This is a genomic window from Shewanella hafniensis (assembly GCF_019655335.1).
In the GTDB taxonomy this organism is placed as follows: Bacteria; Pseudomonadota; Gammaproteobacteria; order Enterobacterales; family Shewanellaceae; genus Shewanella; species Shewanella hafniensis.
The window spans coordinates 1-16,379 of sequence record NZ_BPFD01000053.1 but is presented as its reverse complement, the minus strand read 5'-3'; the positions used below and the strand labels follow the sequence as shown (position 1 = coordinate 16,379).

Sequence of the window (16,379 nt, the reverse complement as noted above, 5' to 3'; positions counted from 1 at the left end):
ATCTCAATAAATACAATTGCCTAAAGCCTGTTATCAGCGAGATAACTTTATAGCGCTTCAAAGGGAAGGATTGATGAAATTTCGCACTTCGTATCTTGTGGGTCTAATGGCCACTGTTTTAGCTGTTTCTTCTACCGCTTATTTTATTGATCCCGCCGTTGCAGCAGATACGCCAAGATTAAAACCCTTAAAAATCATGGGGCCAGACGGACAGATCCGTCAAGTTAATCATCAATATGGCCCAACGACATCCAGAGACACTTTTTGGAGCATAGCGCAAAAAGTCCGTCCCGATGCCAGTGTCAGCGTCTATCAAGTGATGGCAGCGCTATATGATGCTAACCCCCATGCGTTTAACTCTTCCAGCTACAACAGTTTAGAACGTGGCATGATCCTGCTGATCCCGTCTAAAGAAGTCATGCTGTCGATTCCCAATAATATGGCGATAGCAAGAGCAGAGCAAAGCGACAGACAATCCCGTGCGCCAGCGAAAGCGGTGCAGAAACCTGCTGCGAAAGTCACTACGCAAGCGCATGTTACTGCTCCTGTTGTGATTGCTGAAACCAAAGTGATCACTGAAACCAAAGTGACGCCGCCCAAAGTGCCAGTGGTAGAAACGCCGGCGCCAGACAAGCCTAAGATGCTGAGCTCTGATGTAACGTCGCGCTTAGAAGCAGCTGAAAGTAAAAATCTGTCATTAACCGATGAATTAGCTCGCACCCAAGATCAACTCACTGTCCGCACTTCAGATGTTGAAGCGCTAAAAGTGAAAGTTGAAGAATTGAATCAACGCATTGCCGTGCTAGAAGAAACCCTGCAAGCCAGCAAACTGCAAAATCAAGCTTTGAAAGCCGAAGTTGAAGCTGCCCAAACGCCAGAGATGGCAACGGGAACGGCTGAAGCTGAGACTCAGGCTCCCGCTGAGCCCGATGATTTATGGCGTAATATCCTTAATAGTCCAGTGTTAATGATTGCTGCCGCTGTGATCCCTGCCTTGTTCTTGTTACTGGCGGTGTTCTGGTTGCTGCGCCGTAAGCGTAATAAAGAACGTCGTGAAATGCAGGCGCAAGAAGCGGTTATGGCCGCGGGTGCTGCTGGCGTTGCCGGTACTGCCATCATGGACATGGATGATGACGACTTAGATGATATGGCGGTGCATTTAGATACCGACCATGCGGACTCTATCGATAGCCTGCTTGATATGGGCAGCGTCGATTTACAACCTGAGCAAGATTTGACTGACTCAAACGATCAGATGGATATGGCGTCTGAAATGTTTGTCGATCCGGGTCTCTCTGCCGAAGCTGAGGTTGAAGACGAAGGGCAATCTCTTGATGACCTGTGGGCCGAAGCCATGGGCGATCAGGAAGAGGATATTGTTGAGGAAAAACCTAAATCTGACAATATTCTTGAGGAAGCCGATCTCGATGCGCTATTAGCGGGCCTAGGTTCAGAAGACAACACTGACGCTGAAGACGATTTAAGTGAATTAGAGCGAAACTTTGCTAGCGATTTAGCTGAAGAAGACGTTGAAGTAGAAGATACTCAACCTGCCAATGAAGCCGTCGCTGATGACGATGATCTCGATGCCTTACTTGCCGAGTTTAGTGTTCCTGCTGAAGATCCAGAAACGGCAAAAGAACCTGCAACAGAATCTATTGAGTCTGACGATGAAGATCTCAGTGCCGCCATCGCCGCAGAACTCGATGATGAGCTAGATGATGAACTGGGCGGAGAAGAGGTTGATGATATCGATGCTCTATTGGCCGATTTCGATAAACCAACGCCAACCGCAGAACCTGAAGTCGAATCTGATCTTGGCGCTGAAATTGCTGCCGAGTTAGATGCCGAACTTGATGAGCTGGGCGTAGAAGATACCGACGACATCGATGCCTTGTTAGCAGATTTCGATAAACCAGCAGAACCTGAAGTTGAGCCTGATCTTGGCGCTGAAATTGCCGCAGAGTTAGACGCAGAGCTGGATGAACTGGGCGTAGAAGACACTGACGATATCGATGCGCTGTTAGCGGATTTTGATAAACCAGCAGAACCCGAAGTCGAGCCTGATCTGGGGGCTGAGATTGCCGCCGAGTTAGATGCAGAGCTTGATGAGCTTGGCGTCGAAGACACTGACGATATCGATGCGCTGTTAGCTGATTTCGATAAACCAGCAGAACCCGAAGTTGAACCCGATCTTGGCGCTGAAATCGCCGCCGAGTTAGACGATGAACTGGATGAATTAGGCGTAGATGAATCCGATGATATTGATTCGTTGCTGGCGAGTTTTGATGCCGAGCCTGAAATCAAAGTTGATGCTGAAGACAATGCCGAAGACGATGCACAAAACGATACCGCAGATGATGCGATCAGTGCAGAAATTGCCGCAGAGCTAGAAGCTTCGTTACCGGAAGATATAAAAGGCGAAGCGTCAGGCGATGAAGATTTAGATGCGCTTTTAGCTGAATTTGATGTGCCAGAGCAACTCGATGCCGATGAAGATGAATTCGACTTCGATATGGAAACGGCGCAGCTTGATGCGGACGATAACGCCACAGATGAAGACAATTTACTCAAAGGTATTGGTGCGTCTCACTCGATTGATGGCACAGATGATACTTTCTCGTTAGTTGAAGAGTTGGGTGAAGATGATGATTCTGACGCCCTGACTACGGCTGCAGCCACTTTGGCAGCCGCTACCGCGGCAGCGAGTGTTAAGGAAAAAGAGTCTTCTTTCTTTAATGATTTAAAAGCCAATAAGAGCAAAGATCCCCACGTGCTCGATTGGGACTCAGAGCTTGATTTTGCGCCTAAGGCCAAACCTGCTGCGACGCCAGCCGATGCTGCGGCTGAAGCGGATGTCTATGATGTCGAGCCTAATGTCGAGCCTAATGCCGATGCTTCGCTAGCTGATACGCCTACTCCGGATGATGCGACTCAAGAGAAGCCGATTAAGGCGACGCGTAACGATGTTGATTTTAGTGAAGATTTTAAACTCGATACCCAAGAGGATGCTGACGATTCTGAGCAAGGCCTCGATTTAAGCGACGACAATGTACTAGCTGCTTTCACGGCCAATACCGATTTTGATGACGATGAAGATGTACTGACGTCGGAAGACAGTTTCTCACTCGTCGATGATCTCACTGTCGATGAAGCGTTAGCTGCACTCGATGCCCAAGAGTCGCGTAAAGCACAGAAGAAGTTTGTTCCTGAGCATGATTTAACGAATTTCCAAAATGAAAACGGCTTTATCGACATCGACAAGTTGTTGAATGATGCCGATGAAGACGGCACTGATACCGATTTGTATTCGGAAGTCGACGTGGAAATGAGTGATGTCGGAGCCTTAATCGGTGACGCCGCTATGATTGATGTCGATGATGAAGAAAACTCAGTCAACGCTAAGCTGGATTTAGCCCGCGCTTATATCGAAATTGACGACAGCGACAGCGCCAAAGCCCTGCTCAAAGAAGTGCAAATTGATGGTAACGAGCGCCAGCAAGATGAAGCTGGACGTTTACTCAAAGAGATGAGTTAATCCCGATTGAGAGAGTTTCAACCTAACGGCGCCTTCAGCGCCGTTTTTTTTATGGGCTGCTGTGATAAAATGCGCCGCTAAATCAATTGTGAGGAAAAGTGGATGCGGATTGCATTAGGTATTGAATATGACGGCAATGGTTATTTTGGCTGGCAACGTCAGGCCGAAGTCGATTCAGTACAAGCGCAATTAGAACGGGCGTTATCGATAGTGGCCAACGAGCCTATCGGCGTCTTCTGCGCTGGCCGTACCGATGCGGGCGTGCATGCCACGGGCCAAGTGGTTCATTTTGAAACCCATGCCATTCGTAATGAAGGCGCATGGACCTTAGGGGTGAATGCCAATTTACCCGACAATATTGCGGTGCGTTGGGTTAAAGAAGTCGACGACAGTTTTCACGCGCGCTTTTCGGCTACCGCCAGACGCTACCGTTATGTGATTTACAATCACAGTTTTCGCCCTGGGATTTTACGCCATGGTGTCAGCCATTATCACGGCGATATTGATGCCGATAGAATGCACCAAGCGGCGCAGGCACTCTTAGGCGAGCAAGATTTTACCAGCTTTCGCGCAGTCCAGTGCCAGTCAAAAACGCCGTTTCGTAATGTACATTGCGTCAATGTCACGCGCCAAGGCATGTATGTGATTGTTGATATCGCCGCCAACGCCTTTTTACATCACATGGTGCGCAATATCGTCGGTTCATTATTAGAAATCGGTTTAGGCAATCAGCCGCTGACGTGGATGGGTGATTTGCTCGCGTTAAAAGACAGAAACCAAGCTGCAGCAACGGCTAAACCCCATGGGCTTTATTTAGTTGATGTGACTTATCCAGAACAATATCAATTGCCTAAGCTCGCCCTTGGGCCATTATTTATGTTGGATTGAAAAGATCTTATTTGAGAGATTATCGAATACGAGGATGTACGGACATGCTAACAGCGCCAGCGTCAAATGCAGCATTGGAACAGTGGTTGGATTATTTGTTATCCATACATCCAACCGAAATCGATATGGGATTAACCCGTGTTTCTAAGGTCGCGCAAACCCTTGGCCTATTAGATTTAGGCCAAAGCAAGATAGTCACAGTGGCAGGGACGAATGGTAAAGGCACGACTTGCGCCATGCTGGAAAATATTCTGCGCTTATCGGGTTTGACTGTGGGCGTATACAGCTCGCCGCACATGCTTAAATACAACGAGCGAGTGCGTATTAATGGCTGCGACGCCAGTGATAGCGCCTTTGTCGCCGCCTTTGAACAAATTGAAGCGGCGCGCGCTGAGATTTCCCTGACCTTTTTTGAATACGCCACGCTTGCGGGCCTGATACTGTTTAAAGCCGCCAAGCTGGATGTAGTCATCTTAGAAGTCGGTTTAGGTGGACGGTTAGATGCCACCAATATTATCGATGCCGATATCAGCGTGGTGACCTCGGTCGATTTAGATCATGAAAGTTATCTGGGGAATACCCGCGAACTCGTCGGCCGAGAAAAGGCGGGTATTTTCCGTCACGGTAAAGCTGCGATTGTCGGCGAGCCCAACTTGCCGCATACCGTCAATGATGTTGCCAATGAGGTTGGCGCAATCTTGTATCGCGTCGGCAACGAATTCAGTTATCAAGTCCATAGCAATCTGTGGGACTTTCAAGGCCAAGTGCTCAAACTACATGATTTAGCGTTACCGACCTTGCCGCTACCTAATGCGGCCACGGTATTGGCCGTAATTGAACAGGGTTGGCCGGATATCGCGCCCGCGATTATTGCCGAGGGCATTAGCACGGCTCGGTTAACCGGTCGATTCGAGCGGGTGAATGAGCAGCCGTTAGTGCTACTCGATGTGGCGCATAATCCCCATGCGGCGCGTTTTTTGGTGCAGCAATTAGCGCCAATGGTTGTAGGTAAACGCGTATTTGCCCTTTGTGGTATGTTGAAGGATAAAGATATTGCGGGCGTGTTGCCTGTGATCCATCCTCTGGTCGACACTTGGTATTTAGTGAGCCTTCATGGTGAGCGTGGCGCGAGTTCTGCCATGCTGCGCAAAACCTTAGCACCTGAGGCCAGCGCATTTGAGTTTGAGGGCATAGCTGAGGCATGGTCGGCATTAAAAGCGCAAATTAACCCAGATGATGTGGTAATTGTGTTTGGCTCCTTTTACACTGTGGCAGGTTTTAAGTCTCAATTTATGCAGGAAGTCCGTTTTGTCTAGCCAGTTTCATAATCGTTTAGTCGGCACTGTGGTGCTGGTTGCGCTTGGAGTGATTTTTTTGCCGGATATTTTGGATGGCAAAAAAGATCGCCAAGAAGAGCAGTTTTCCGAAATACCTTTGCGTCCGACTGTGATTGAGCAGCAAAAAGCCGACGATGATATGTTTGAAGTCTTGTCGGCCGAAGATGCTGCCGCGCTGAGTGGTGCTGATGTCGCCTTAGCTGAGACAGGCAATAATGCCGACAGTGACAAGTCATCTGCCATCGCTAAGCAAGACGTTAAGGCGGATGTTAAACCCGAGGTGAAGAAGCCAGAGGTTAAGCAAGCAGAAGTTAAAAAGCCTGAAGCGAAACCAGAACCTAAAAAAGAGCCACCTAAGGCGACGGTAAAAACGGAGCCCGCTAAAAAAGCTGAGACTAAAGCGCCAACCGTCGCTAAGACTGAAAAGCCCAAAGCAGAAACGCCTAAAGCCAGTGCTGCCAGCCGTGACAGCTTAAAAAGTGGCTTTACCTTGCAGCTTGGCAGTTTTAACAATGCAACCAATGTTAAAGCCTTAATTGCACAGCTACGTAAGAGTGGTTTTAAAGCGTACACTATCCCTGAAAATCCTAAAGATGGCGTATTAACCAAAGTGTTTGTCGGGCCAGATGTGTCTGAGGCAAAGCTGAAGAAAATACAAATTGAGGTGGAAAACCTCACGCGTCTTAAGGGCTGGATTGTTCCTTTTAATCCCTTAGAATCTTAATGGTGATATAAGATCCGCGACTGAAAATGATTTATTTACCTCTCTAGGGGTGAGAATCGTTTCAGTCTCTGGTAGAATCGCGCCGTCTTAAAGCCCATGTCGGAAAGCCATCTCAATGGTTTGGATTGATTACGCTATCATATTCGTCATCGGATTATCGACTCTCATCAGTCTAATCCGCGGATTCGCCAAAGAAGCCATGTCCTTAGTGGTATGGTTCGCGGCTTTCTTTGTTGCCAGCCAATTTTACCAAGATCTTGCCGTTCACTTAACTCAAATGAACGATGAGATGCTGCGTAATGGCGTTTCTATTGCCATCCTCTTTATTACCACTTTGGTACTCGGAGCCTTAGTTAACTATATTCTCGGACAACTTGTTGTCAAAACCGGATTATCTGGCACTGATCGGCTCTTGGGCCTGTGTTTCGGTGCTATTCGAGGCGCGCTAATTGTGAGCGCCTTGCTGTTTTTTATGGATGCTTTCACAGGCTCGCCCAACACCCAATGGTGGAAGGACTCTGTGCTAGTGCCCGAATTTGGCGTTGTCATTCAATGGTTTTTTGACTATTTGGAAAACACCTCCAGCTTTGTACCCAAACTATAAGAAAGAAAATTAATTAATCCTAAGTGATGGAAAGTAGCAATCGCTTAGGTATGTACGTCACTCCTGTTCAAGGGCTTATGCCTAAAAACAGGGTAACTGTGAGCGCAATAGCAAGTTTAGGCGTGCGATTGCGATTAGCAGGTTAGTGACGAGATACCTTGGCGACCAATAGGTAGCACTTAAGCCGAAAGGCTAGAGGTTTACTTTATCATTTGCTTATATTTCAACATGAAAGGGCATAGAACATCTTACAATGAGGAAGCTTACCCATGTGTGGTATCGTCGGAATAGTTGGCCAATCATCGGTTAATCAGACCATTTATGATGCACTGACAGTGTTGCAGCACAGAGGTCAGGATGCGGCAGGTATTGTGACCATTGATCGTGGTGCTTTCAGACTGCGTAAAGCCAATGGTCTGGTCAAAGACGTTTTTGAAGTCAAACACATGCAACGCCTACAAGGTAATGCAGGTATTGGTCATGTGCGTTATCCAACTGCGGGCAGTTCAAGCGCATCTGAAGCGCAGCCTTTCTATGTTAACTCGCCATTTGGGATCTCTTTAGCCCACAACGGCAACTTAACCAATACAGTCGAATTAGCCGAAGGGCTGATCAAAAAACGTCGCCATGTGAACACCACTTCGGATTCTGAAGTGTTGCTCAACCTGTTGGCTGACGAACTGCAAAAAACCACTAGCTTGACCCTGACGTCGGAAGAAGTGTTCGATGCCGTCGCTAACGTACACCAACAAGCTCGTGGTGCCTACGCGGTTGTTGCCATGATCATTGGTCAAGGCCTAGTCGCGTTCCGTGACCCATTTGGTATTCGTCCTCTGGTGTTAGGTAAGCACGAAACGCCAACGGGTACTGAATACATGGTCGCTTCTGAAAGCGTGGCACTCGATGCCGTCGGTTTTGAAGTGATGCGTGATGTGGCGCCAGGTGAAGCAATTTATGTGTCAATTGACGGTCAGCTATATACCCGTCAATGTGCTGCAGAACCTAGCTACGCACCTTGTATCTTCGAATTCGTTTATTTTGCCCGTCCAGATTCGACTATCGATAAAGTGTCTGTTTATGCCAGTCGCGTAAACATGGGCGCTAAGCTTGGCGAGAAGATTAAGAAAGAATGGTACGATCACGACATCGACGTGGTGATTCCTATTCCTGAAACTTCTTGCGATATCGCGCTGGAAATTGCCCGTTGCATGGACTTACCGTACCGCCAAGGTTTTGTGAAAAACCGTTATATTGGCCGTACTTTTATCATGCCGGGTCAACAGGAACGTAAGAAGTCAGTGCGTCGCAAGTTGAATGCGATTAACACTGAATTCAAAGGCAAAAATGTCTTGTTGGTGGACGACTCTATCGTTCGCGGTACGACGTCTGAGCAAATCATCGAAATGGCCCGTGAAGCGGGTGCCAAGAAAGTGTACTTTGCCTCTGCCGCGCCGGAAATTCGTTTCCCGAACGTGTACGGTATCGACATGCCAACGTCAAACGAGTTGATCGCCCATGGCCGTGATGCCGATGAAATCGCTAAGTTAATTGGTGCCGATGGCATTATTTTCCAAGACTTACCTGATTTAATCGAAGCGGTAAGAATGGAAAATCCAGCGATTAAGCGTTTCGAAACCTCTGTTTTTGATGGTCATTACATCACTAACGATGTAGATCAAGCGTATTTAGATCACTTGACGCAACTGCGTAATGACGATGCTAAAGCGGATCGCAATAAAGATATCGGTACTAATTTAGAACTGCATAACGTCTGTCACCCATAAGGTGAAACGTTAGGCGGATAAAAAGCCAGTGATAATGTCATTGGCTTTTTTTATGGCTTTTTTTATGGCTTTTTTTATGGCTTTTTTATAGAGCGTTAACCGCCACTTGGGAAAGGTGCCGCGATTGGGCGAGGGGAAACTTCTCTGAGTGTTAGTTCTCGACATCCGAGTACCCAATCCATTGCTGGAGATGCGAGGCTGCTGATCTTTTCAGCCATAGGTTAGTTGGCTCATCCCCAGATCCACAGCAGCATCCACACCCCGAATAAGCTGCTTAAGCTATGGCGGGTGACTTGATGTTTTAGCAGTAGCGATAAACTCACCGCAATGGGCATTACTAGCATGAATCCCCAAGCTAAAGGCATGTTGATGATTTTCATTTGTCCCAGCCAAGTGCTAGTGAGCATGCTTATCGCGAGTAACATCAGGCTATGAAATAGCAGTAACTGATTGAATCTTAATATCAATGCTGGACTGATTGTCATCGCCTGCCGCGCATTTATTGCAAACTGTCTCATAGCCACTCCTCTAAAATTTAGTGCATTCTAGTTGTTGTTGAGAACTATTCGCAATTGAATTTACACTTTAGCTTTGGTATTTAAGCTCGGTTTGTCACAGAAATTTGCACTCAACGGACGTTTGGGCTAAATTATACTGTAATTATATCCAGTGCTTGGTGTTTGTATGATCCTCTATATCGCTGAAAAACCTAGCCTAGGGCGGGCCATTGCCGATGTATTGCCTAAACCCCATAAAAAAGGCGATGGATTTATCGAAGCCGCCAATGGCGATTGCGTGTCTTGGTGTGTCGGTCACTTGCTCGAACAAGCAGAACCTGATGCCTATAATCCCGAATTTAAGTCGTGGAAATTCGAGCACTTGCCAATAGTGCCGGACAAGTGGCAACTAAAACCTAAGGCCGCAACTCGCAGCCAACTCACAGTGCTGAAACGATTAGTCAAACAAGCTAACACGCTGGTTAATGCAGGCGATCCCGATCGTGAAGGGCAATTACTCGTGGATGAAGTGATTGCCTATCTTGGCGTGACGGGTGATAAATTACATCAAACTCAGCGTTTACTGATCAGCGACTTAAACCCACAAGCCGTAAAACGGGCGCTAACGCAGCTGCGCAGTAATCGCGAGTTTATTCCTTTGTCCACATCGGCCTTAGCCCGTAGCCGCGCCGATTGGCTCTACGGCATGAATATGACCCGCGCGTATACTATCCAAGGTAAAAAGGTTGGTTATCAAGGCGTATTGTCCGTCGGGCGAGTGCAAACGCCTTTACTCGGGCTAGTGGTGCGCCGTGATGAAGAGATTGCTAATTTTCAATCTAAACCTTTCTATGAAGTGCTAGCGCATTTGGCGACCGAAAAGCTGGAAGCCTTCAGTGCTAAGTGGCAACCCAGCGAAGCTTGTCAGCCGTATATGGACGAAGAAGGGCGAGTACTAGCCAGAGGGTTAGCGCAAAATGTGGTGAGTCGCATCAGTAATAAACCTGCCTTAGTGACTCAATTAGTGGCTAAGGACAAGAAACAGAATCCGCCTTTGCCCTACAGCTTATCCGCGCTTCAAATTGATGCGGCGAAACGGTTTGGCATGAGTGCTAAGGACGTGCTCGATACTTGCCAGAGTTTGTATGAGCGCCATAAACTCATTACCTATCCCCGCTCTGACAGCCGTTATTTGCCCGTCGAGCAACATAGCCTAGCGCCGTCGGTACTTAAGGCGATTAGCGGTGGTGCCGCTGAGTTACTGCAAGGCGCCGATGCCCCCGATCCACGGCTTAAATCCAAGGCATGGGATGATAAAAAAGTGGATGCCCACCACGCCATCGTGCCTACCGAGAAAACGGCTAACTTATCCAGCTTAAGTCAGCGTGAGAGGCAGTTATATCTTCATGTTGCCCGCCAGTACTTAGCTCAGTTTTATCCGGCCTATTGTTACAGTGAAACTACTGTGCAAGTGACGATAGAGGGCGGCTTATTTAATACCAAGGCACGTCAGGATAAGTCCCTCGGCTGGAAGCAACTCTTTGCTCGCCAAGAGCCTCATGGCAGTAAGGCGAGTGGCAACAAGTCGACGGAAGAAAGCGCGGGCAAGGACGATGAGGAGAATGACGAGTTTATCGGCCAATTACCGCCTCTGAAATTAGGGCAGGCTTTACATTGTACTCGAGGCGAGTTGCTGGAGAAAAATACTAAGCCACCAAAAGCCTTTACCGATGCCACTTTACTTGGTGCAATGACGGGTATTAGCCGTTATGTGACCGACCCTGAGATCCGTAAAATTCTTAAAGAAACTGATGGCTTAGGTACTGAGGCCACCCGTGCTGGTATTATCGAATTGCTGTTCAAACGCGGTTTTTTACAACGCTTAGGTAAATCTATCGTTTCGACGGATGTGGGTAAGGGCTTGATTAACAGCCTGCCCGCGAGTGCAACAACGCCTGACATGACCGCCCTTTGGGAAGCCAGCTTGAACGGCATTTGTCATAAAGAAACCTCCTATCAAGCCTTTATGCAACCGCTGCTCGGTACTTTATCCACGCTTATTCAAAACGCAGGAGCACAACTGCCCACCGCGCTTAATGGTTTAAAAGGCCAAGGTTATCGCAAGTCGCCTTACCGTAAAGCCTCTAGCTCTGCAAAACGCACTGGCACGGCAAGTACCGCTAAAACAAGTACAACGACAAGTAGCAGTGCGAAAAAGTCGAGTGCGAGTTCAGGGACTCGGAGTCGAACACGCAAAGTGGCTGCTGAGGTTTGATAGGCACGAGTATCATTGGTTTTAGGGGCATTTCCGGCCATTAATACCAATCGTATTAAATATCTGTTCATTCAGCGGGAGTTTAACGCGCTTTAGACAAGGCGAAGGCTTGAAGGCATAGTGGTGCTCTGTCGAAAGCTTTGAACGCAGTGTAAAGCGCTTTGAAACCCGCCCTTTGGGAGCCACACAGGCATCCCACTCCGGTGTTACATTGACTTAAAAGGGAATAACCATTTCTGCGTCAATGCGCCTTGGATTGAGATGCCTGTGAGGCTCTGAACTGATTAGATATTTAATGTGATTGGTATAACAATGGCGCGAAATAGGCCTAAATTTTGGCAAAAAAAAAAGAGTAAACCAAAACGGTTTACTCATACGGAAATAGGTCGTTGAAACTTGCCAAAATCACTCAATAGATGAGGAGCAGGTTTATAATGTCAGCGTTAACTTAATTAGCCCTTAAAATTAACCTTTATCTTAAGGTGTCACCTCGGTTTAAGCTGATGAGCTTATCCAGTATGTGCTCGCCATCCATGCGAATGCCGTTGTGTTCATATTCTGACGTTAACCAATACTTTAGTCTGCCGACCTGTTGCGCGGTTTCTAGGCTGTATTGCATCTCGACAAACATATCTTCACTGTAAATAGCTGCGGCAACGGGGACGCGGTTTTGCGCCAGTTGTTCAAGATTATACAGTGCAGGCCAATCTGATTTATGGGCAAGGATTTCAGCCGCGGCTTTAAGCGGTACTAAGTGACTGAATTGGTCAAACATCCAAGGGTAAATCATCTCGCCGGTGAATAAAAACGGTTTACCTTGCTGATAGTTAAAGGCGGGGAATTGTTGTCTCACTCTGTGTGCCGCCCATTGTGAAGCTGAGTGTTGGCAGTAGATCGCCTCATGCAGCAGGGCAAAAATCGGGTTAGTGTTGTAGTCGAGCATTTGACCAAAATGATTTAAAAATAACGGATTCACGACTGTTCCAGAAGCCGTGTTGATCAAAGCCTGCTCAAGTAAATAGTAAACCGATTCAGGACCTTGCTCCATTCCGATATTAATACCCAGCAGCTGCAATATTTCAACCGTGAGGCGTTCTCCCGTTGCTAAATACACTTCATTTTCAAGCAAGTGTTTTGCTAAGCGAGTAACTAAATGTTGGGCATCGTGGAAGCGTTGGAAAAATTGTTTATTCTTCGCCAGCACGCGTTGATAAGTTGCAAGGTAGACGTCATCAGCGCTGCGGGTTAATGACGGTATGCCGCCGGTAATATAGGCTTCGCTGACACCTTGAGGGGCGGCGCTTAAATAATGTAATACGCAAAATCCCCCGAAACTTTGGCCAAGAATCGCCCATTTATCGGCGGGGCAAAGTTGGGCACGAATCGTCTCGGCATCACGAATGATATTGTCAGCCCTGAAATGGCTCATATACTCAGCTTGAGCTGCGGGCTCTAAGTGTTGCAGGCTTTGGTAATTAATCGGTGTTGATAAGCCTGTGCCGCGCTGATCGAGTAATAACACCCGATATTCTTTTAATGCGCGGCGGATCCAGCCGCTGTTGCTGGCGGGGCGCATGGCCGCAAATCCGGGGCCGCCTTGGAAAAATACGATATAAGGTAGCTTTTTATCTTTGTTTTCTGGGCTACAGAGTTCTCTGGCAAACACTTGGATTTGCTCTGCAATCGGATTTTGATAGTTGAGGGGCAAGGTAAAAGTATGTTTCTTCGCCAGCACTCCGGCGAGAATAATATCAGGTTTCATCAAACAACCTTAATGGCAGAGGATCATGTTATTGTGATTGGCTGATTGTATACCCAAATAACCTGAAGATGCAGCAACCTAGGCTAGTTGAAACTCGTATCTTCAACTACCTTGGGTATAGACCAAATAGTTTTTGCAGCAGGCTAGGATTATTTGATTAGCTTTTGGTGAAGATCAATTTTTCCATTTTAAATTTGAGCCATGATGAGTTTCTTAGCGTAATCTATCGCTTATGGATAACACGAGATTGAAGCTATGAAGTATCAGATTATTCCAGTGACACCTTTTCAGCAAAATTGCAGCCTGATCTGGTGTGAAAAAACCAAGCGAGCTGCGGTCGTGGATCCTGGTGGAAACATTGACAGGATCCAAAACGAAGTGACGAAACTTGGACTCGTCCTCGACAAAATTATTCTTACCCATGGGCATATCGATCATGTCGGTGGGGCAAAAGCCTTAGCGCAAGCCACCAATGTGCCGATTATTGGGCCGCATATCGCCGATAAATTCTGGATTGATAACTTACCTAAGCAAAGCCAAAACTTCGGTTTTCCTCATTGCGATGCCTTTGAACCGGATCAATACCTGCAGGACGGCGATAACGTGCAAGTGGGTGAGCAAAGCTTGTCTGTGCTGCATTGCCCTGGGCATACGCCGGGACACATTGCACTTTTCTCTGCCCAATCTAAGTTAGCGTGGGTGGGGGATATTTTGTTTAGAAGTTCAATCGGTCGCACCGATTTTCCTCAATCAAATCATCAGGATTTAATTCACTCGATCACCGAAAAACTGTGGGCCTTAGGCGTCGACGTCGAATTTATTCCGGGGCATGGTCCTATATCGACCTTTGGTGAAGAGCGCGAGCATAATCCCTTTGTCGCGGACCAACTTTTACTCTAAGTGTCACGTCATTAAGAACTGTTTGATTTGTGAGCGATAATCACTCGCAAATCAAATGATTATTTCCATTGATTGTCCCACTTTTACCGATGTTTTCTGATTTTCCTTCTAGACTTAAAGCAGTTCTTCCGTCTATTGGGGTAAGTATGAAAACAAAAACCATGATGAGTGTGGTATTTTCGACCATAGTCGCGAGTGCCGTGATTTCTGCGGCACTGAGCTTCAATGTGAAGTCTAAAATCGATCTCTTTAATGATGCCGCCAGCATCCGATATCAGTCCTATCAACTTGCCGATGAATTAAGGCAAGGTTCCGATGACTTAACACGTCTCGCCCGTACCTACGCCGTCACTGGTGATGAAAAATACGAAAAAATGTATATGGATATTTTGGCTATCCGTAATGGTGAGAAACCCAGACCCGAAAAGTACCATCAGATTTATTGGGATTTGGTACTGAGTTATGGCGATAAGCCAAAGCCAGACGGCGCGAGAATTGCTATAAAAGAGCAAATGAAGTCCCTCGGTTTTTCCGATGAAGAATTCCGTTACCTCGAACAAGCCCAAAAAAACTCAGATGCGTTAGTCGCTCTCGAAGTGAAAGCCATGAATGCCGTCAAAGGTATCTTTATGGACCCCAACACCCAAACCTACACGATAAAAGGCGAGCCGAACTTAACCATGGCGAGGGAGTTACTACATAGCGACCAATACCATAGAGAAAAAGCCAAGATCATGCAGCCGATTGATGAGTTCTTTACGGCGTTGGATAAACGTACAGATGGTGACGTTAATGGTCGACTCGACTCCTTACATGCGGCATTAAACTGGTCACAGTTAGTATTGTTCATCGTGATTCTAGCGGCCGTTGGTGGATTCATTATCGTTAAGAGTCGGATTGTGACTCCCTTAGTGCAGACCTGTAGTGAGTTGCTCGACATTCAGCGATCTAAAAATCTTGCGCGGCGGATCTCCGTTACTACTCAGGGAGAGATTGGCGAGATCGTTAATCAAATCAACTTGTTTATCTCTTCCCTTGCTAGTTCCTTATCGACAACGGATGGTATTGCAAAAGAGGTCGCTGATTTAGCGAAGCAAACCAAGGCATCCATTCAAGTTTCGCGTGAAAGCTCAAATCGGGTGGCGAGAGAACTGGACGCCAGCGCCAGTGCGATGGAAGAAATGACCACGACGTTAGTGCATGTGAGTGAGAGTACGTCGAACGCTGAAAGCCGCGCCGCTGAAAATGAAGCGCATGTCACTGTGGGTAAACAGACGGTATCGGAAGCGTTGAAAGCCATGTCGGTATTGGAAACTGAGTTTACCAATACTCAAGACTCTATGTCGCATTTAGTGAACGAAAGCACCCAAGTCAGTAATGTGTTGAGTGTGATTAAGGCGATTGCAGAGCAGACGAATTTGCTGGCACTGAATGCCGCGATTGAAGCCGCAAGGGCCGGTGAGCAAGGGCGAGGCTTCGCAGTGGTGGCCGATGAGGTTAGATCATTAGCCCAGCGTACCCAAGATTCCACCAAGGAAATCGATGATATTGTCGCAAGCCTTCAAAGTCGTACGAATCAAGTGGGTACATCTGTGACTCAAGCGGCGACGCTTATGCAAAAGGCGGGGGTAGAGCTGCAACGTATCGTGGCAGTATTTGAGGATATTCGTCACAGTACGGAAGCGATTCATGGGATCAATACTCAGGTTGCCGCTTCGACTGAGGAACAGTCCTTGGTTTCTAAAGAAATCGCTTCGAGTATGATGGTGATCCGCGATAATTCCCGTGAAGTATCACAGATTATCGAGCAGATAGAATCGACCTCTATTAGCCTAGATAATCAATCCCAGATACTGCGCACTGAAGAATCCCCTGATGATTTACAAATAAATCATCAAATTAGGGTGGAAGCGCATCTTGTTGCATGATCAAATGGTTTCGCCAAAAACTACACTTGGACAACAAGATGCGCGAAGCCAATATCCTACAACATTCTTTACACCAATACTGCCCAGAACTTCACCTAAAACGATTAAACAGCTTGATGCTGGCCTCTAAGGCACTGATTGA

Annotated in this window: 11 protein-coding genes; 9 read left to right on the top strand and 2 right to left on the bottom strand. The window is 47.2% G+C overall.

Going from position 1 to position 16,379, the window contains the following annotated elements:
- Positions 1 to 73: 73 nt before the first annotated feature.
- The 6 genes from K5Q99_RS14910 (at position 74) to purF (ending at position 8,875) form a co-directional block, all read left to right on the top strand.
- Positions 74 to 3,538, top strand: a complete 3,465-nt coding sequence (locus tag K5Q99_RS14910; protein ID WP_220777307.1) for a FimV/HubP family polar landmark protein — start codon at positions 74 to 76, stop codon at positions 3,536 to 3,538.
- Positions 3,539 to 3,640: 102 nt separating this feature from the next.
- A complete protein-coding gene (gene truA / locus K5Q99_RS14905; RefSeq protein WP_012587332.1) occupies positions 3,641 to 4,426 on the top strand; it encodes a tRNA pseudouridine(38-40) synthase TruA in 786 nt (261 codons plus the stop codon).
- A 44-nt stretch (positions 4,427 to 4,470) separates the two neighbouring features.
- Positions 4,471 to 5,742, top strand: a complete 1,272-nt coding sequence (folC, locus tag K5Q99_RS14900) for a bifunctional tetrahydrofolate synthase/dihydrofolate synthase (protein WP_220777306.1) — start codon at positions 4,471 to 4,473, stop codon at positions 5,740 to 5,742.
- Positions 5,735 to 6,487 (top strand): cell division protein DedD, encoded by a 753-nt coding sequence (gene dedD / locus K5Q99_RS14895; RefSeq protein ID WP_220777305.1) that lies wholly within the window; start codon positions 5,735 to 5,737, stop codon positions 6,485 to 6,487. The genes folC and dedD overlap by 8 nt, the downstream gene beginning before the upstream one ends.
- A gap of 115 nt (positions 6,488 to 6,602) precedes the next feature.
- Entirely contained in the window at positions 6,603 to 7,091 is a 489-nt protein-coding gene (locus K5Q99_RS14890; RefSeq protein ID WP_006082220.1) for a CvpA family protein, read from the top strand.
- Between the two features lie 269 nt (positions 7,092 to 7,360).
- Positions 7,361 to 8,875, top strand: a complete 1,515-nt coding sequence (gene purF, locus K5Q99_RS14885) for an amidophosphoribosyltransferase (protein WP_006085457.1) — start codon at positions 7,361 to 7,363, stop codon at positions 8,873 to 8,875.
- Positions 8,876 to 9,105: 230 nt separating this feature from the next.
- Here purF and K5Q99_RS14880 read toward each other — a convergent pair whose 3' ends face one another.
- A complete protein-coding gene (locus K5Q99_RS14880; RefSeq protein WP_012089583.1) occupies positions 9,106 to 9,393 on the bottom strand; it encodes a hypothetical protein in 288 nt (95 codons plus the stop codon).
- A 166-nt stretch (positions 9,394 to 9,559) separates the two neighbouring features.
- Between K5Q99_RS14880 and K5Q99_RS14875 the strand changes: the two genes are divergently transcribed.
- The gene (locus tag K5Q99_RS14875) at positions 9,560 to 11,647 is read left to right on the top strand and encodes a DNA topoisomerase III (RefSeq protein ID WP_220777304.1); all 2,088 of its coding nucleotides are present in this window, start codon (positions 9,560 to 9,562) and stop codon (positions 11,645 to 11,647) included.
- A gap of 472 nt (positions 11,648 to 12,119) precedes the next feature.
- Here K5Q99_RS14875 and K5Q99_RS14870 read toward each other — a convergent pair whose 3' ends face one another.
- Positions 12,120 to 13,409, bottom strand: a complete 1,290-nt coding sequence (locus K5Q99_RS14870; protein ID WP_220777303.1) for an alpha/beta fold hydrolase — start codon at positions 13,407 to 13,409, stop codon at positions 12,120 to 12,122.
- Positions 13,410 to 13,664: 255 nt separating this feature from the next.
- Here K5Q99_RS14870 and K5Q99_RS14865 point away from each other — a divergent pair, with 255 nt between their 5' ends.
- Entirely contained in the window at positions 13,665 to 14,309 is a 645-nt protein-coding gene (locus K5Q99_RS14865) for an MBL fold metallo-hydrolase (RefSeq protein WP_071939562.1), read from the top strand.
- 146 nt (positions 14,310 to 14,455) lie between these two features.
- Positions 14,456 to 16,237, top strand: a complete 1,782-nt coding sequence (locus K5Q99_RS14860; protein WP_246604504.1) for a methyl-accepting chemotaxis protein — start codon at positions 14,456 to 14,458, stop codon at positions 16,235 to 16,237.
- The last annotated feature ends 142 nt before the right edge of the window (positions 16,238 to 16,379 follow it).

What these genes read in the sequence shown, in the direction of transcription:
- K5Q99_RS14870 (WP_220777303.1), bottom strand. Translation starts at nt 13,409, where the DNA reads ATGAAACCTGATATTATTCTCGCCGGAGTGCTGGCGAAGAAACATACT.
- K5Q99_RS14865 (WP_071939562.1), top strand. Translation starts at nt 13,665, where the DNA reads ATGAAGTATCAGATTATTCCAGTGACACCTTTTCAGCAAAATTGCAGC.
- truA (WP_012587332.1), top strand. Translation starts at nt 3,641, where the DNA reads ATGCGGATTGCATTAGGTATTGAATATGACGGCAATGGTTATTTTGGC.
- purF (WP_006085457.1), top strand. Translation starts at nt 7,361, where the DNA reads ATGTGTGGTATCGTCGGAATAGTTGGCCAATCATCGGTTAATCAGACC.
- K5Q99_RS14890 (WP_006082220.1), top strand. Translation starts at nt 6,603, where the DNA reads ATGGTTTGGATTGATTACGCTATCATATTCGTCATCGGATTATCGACT.
- K5Q99_RS14860 (WP_246604504.1), top strand. Translation starts at nt 14,456, where the DNA reads ATGAAAACAAAAACCATGATGAGTGTGGTATTTTCGACCATAGTCGCG.
- K5Q99_RS14910 (WP_220777307.1), top strand. Translation starts at nt 74, where the DNA reads ATGAAATTTCGCACTTCGTATCTTGTGGGTCTAATGGCCACTGTTTTA.
- K5Q99_RS14875 (WP_220777304.1), top strand. Translation starts at nt 9,560, where the DNA reads ATGATCCTCTATATCGCTGAAAAACCTAGCCTAGGGCGGGCCATTGCC.
- K5Q99_RS14880 (WP_012089583.1), bottom strand. Translation starts at nt 9,393, where the DNA reads ATGAGACAGTTTGCAATAAATGCGCGGCAGGCGATGACAATCAGTCCA.
- folC (WP_220777306.1), top strand. Translation starts at nt 4,471, where the DNA reads ATGCTAACAGCGCCAGCGTCAAATGCAGCATTGGAACAGTGGTTGGAT.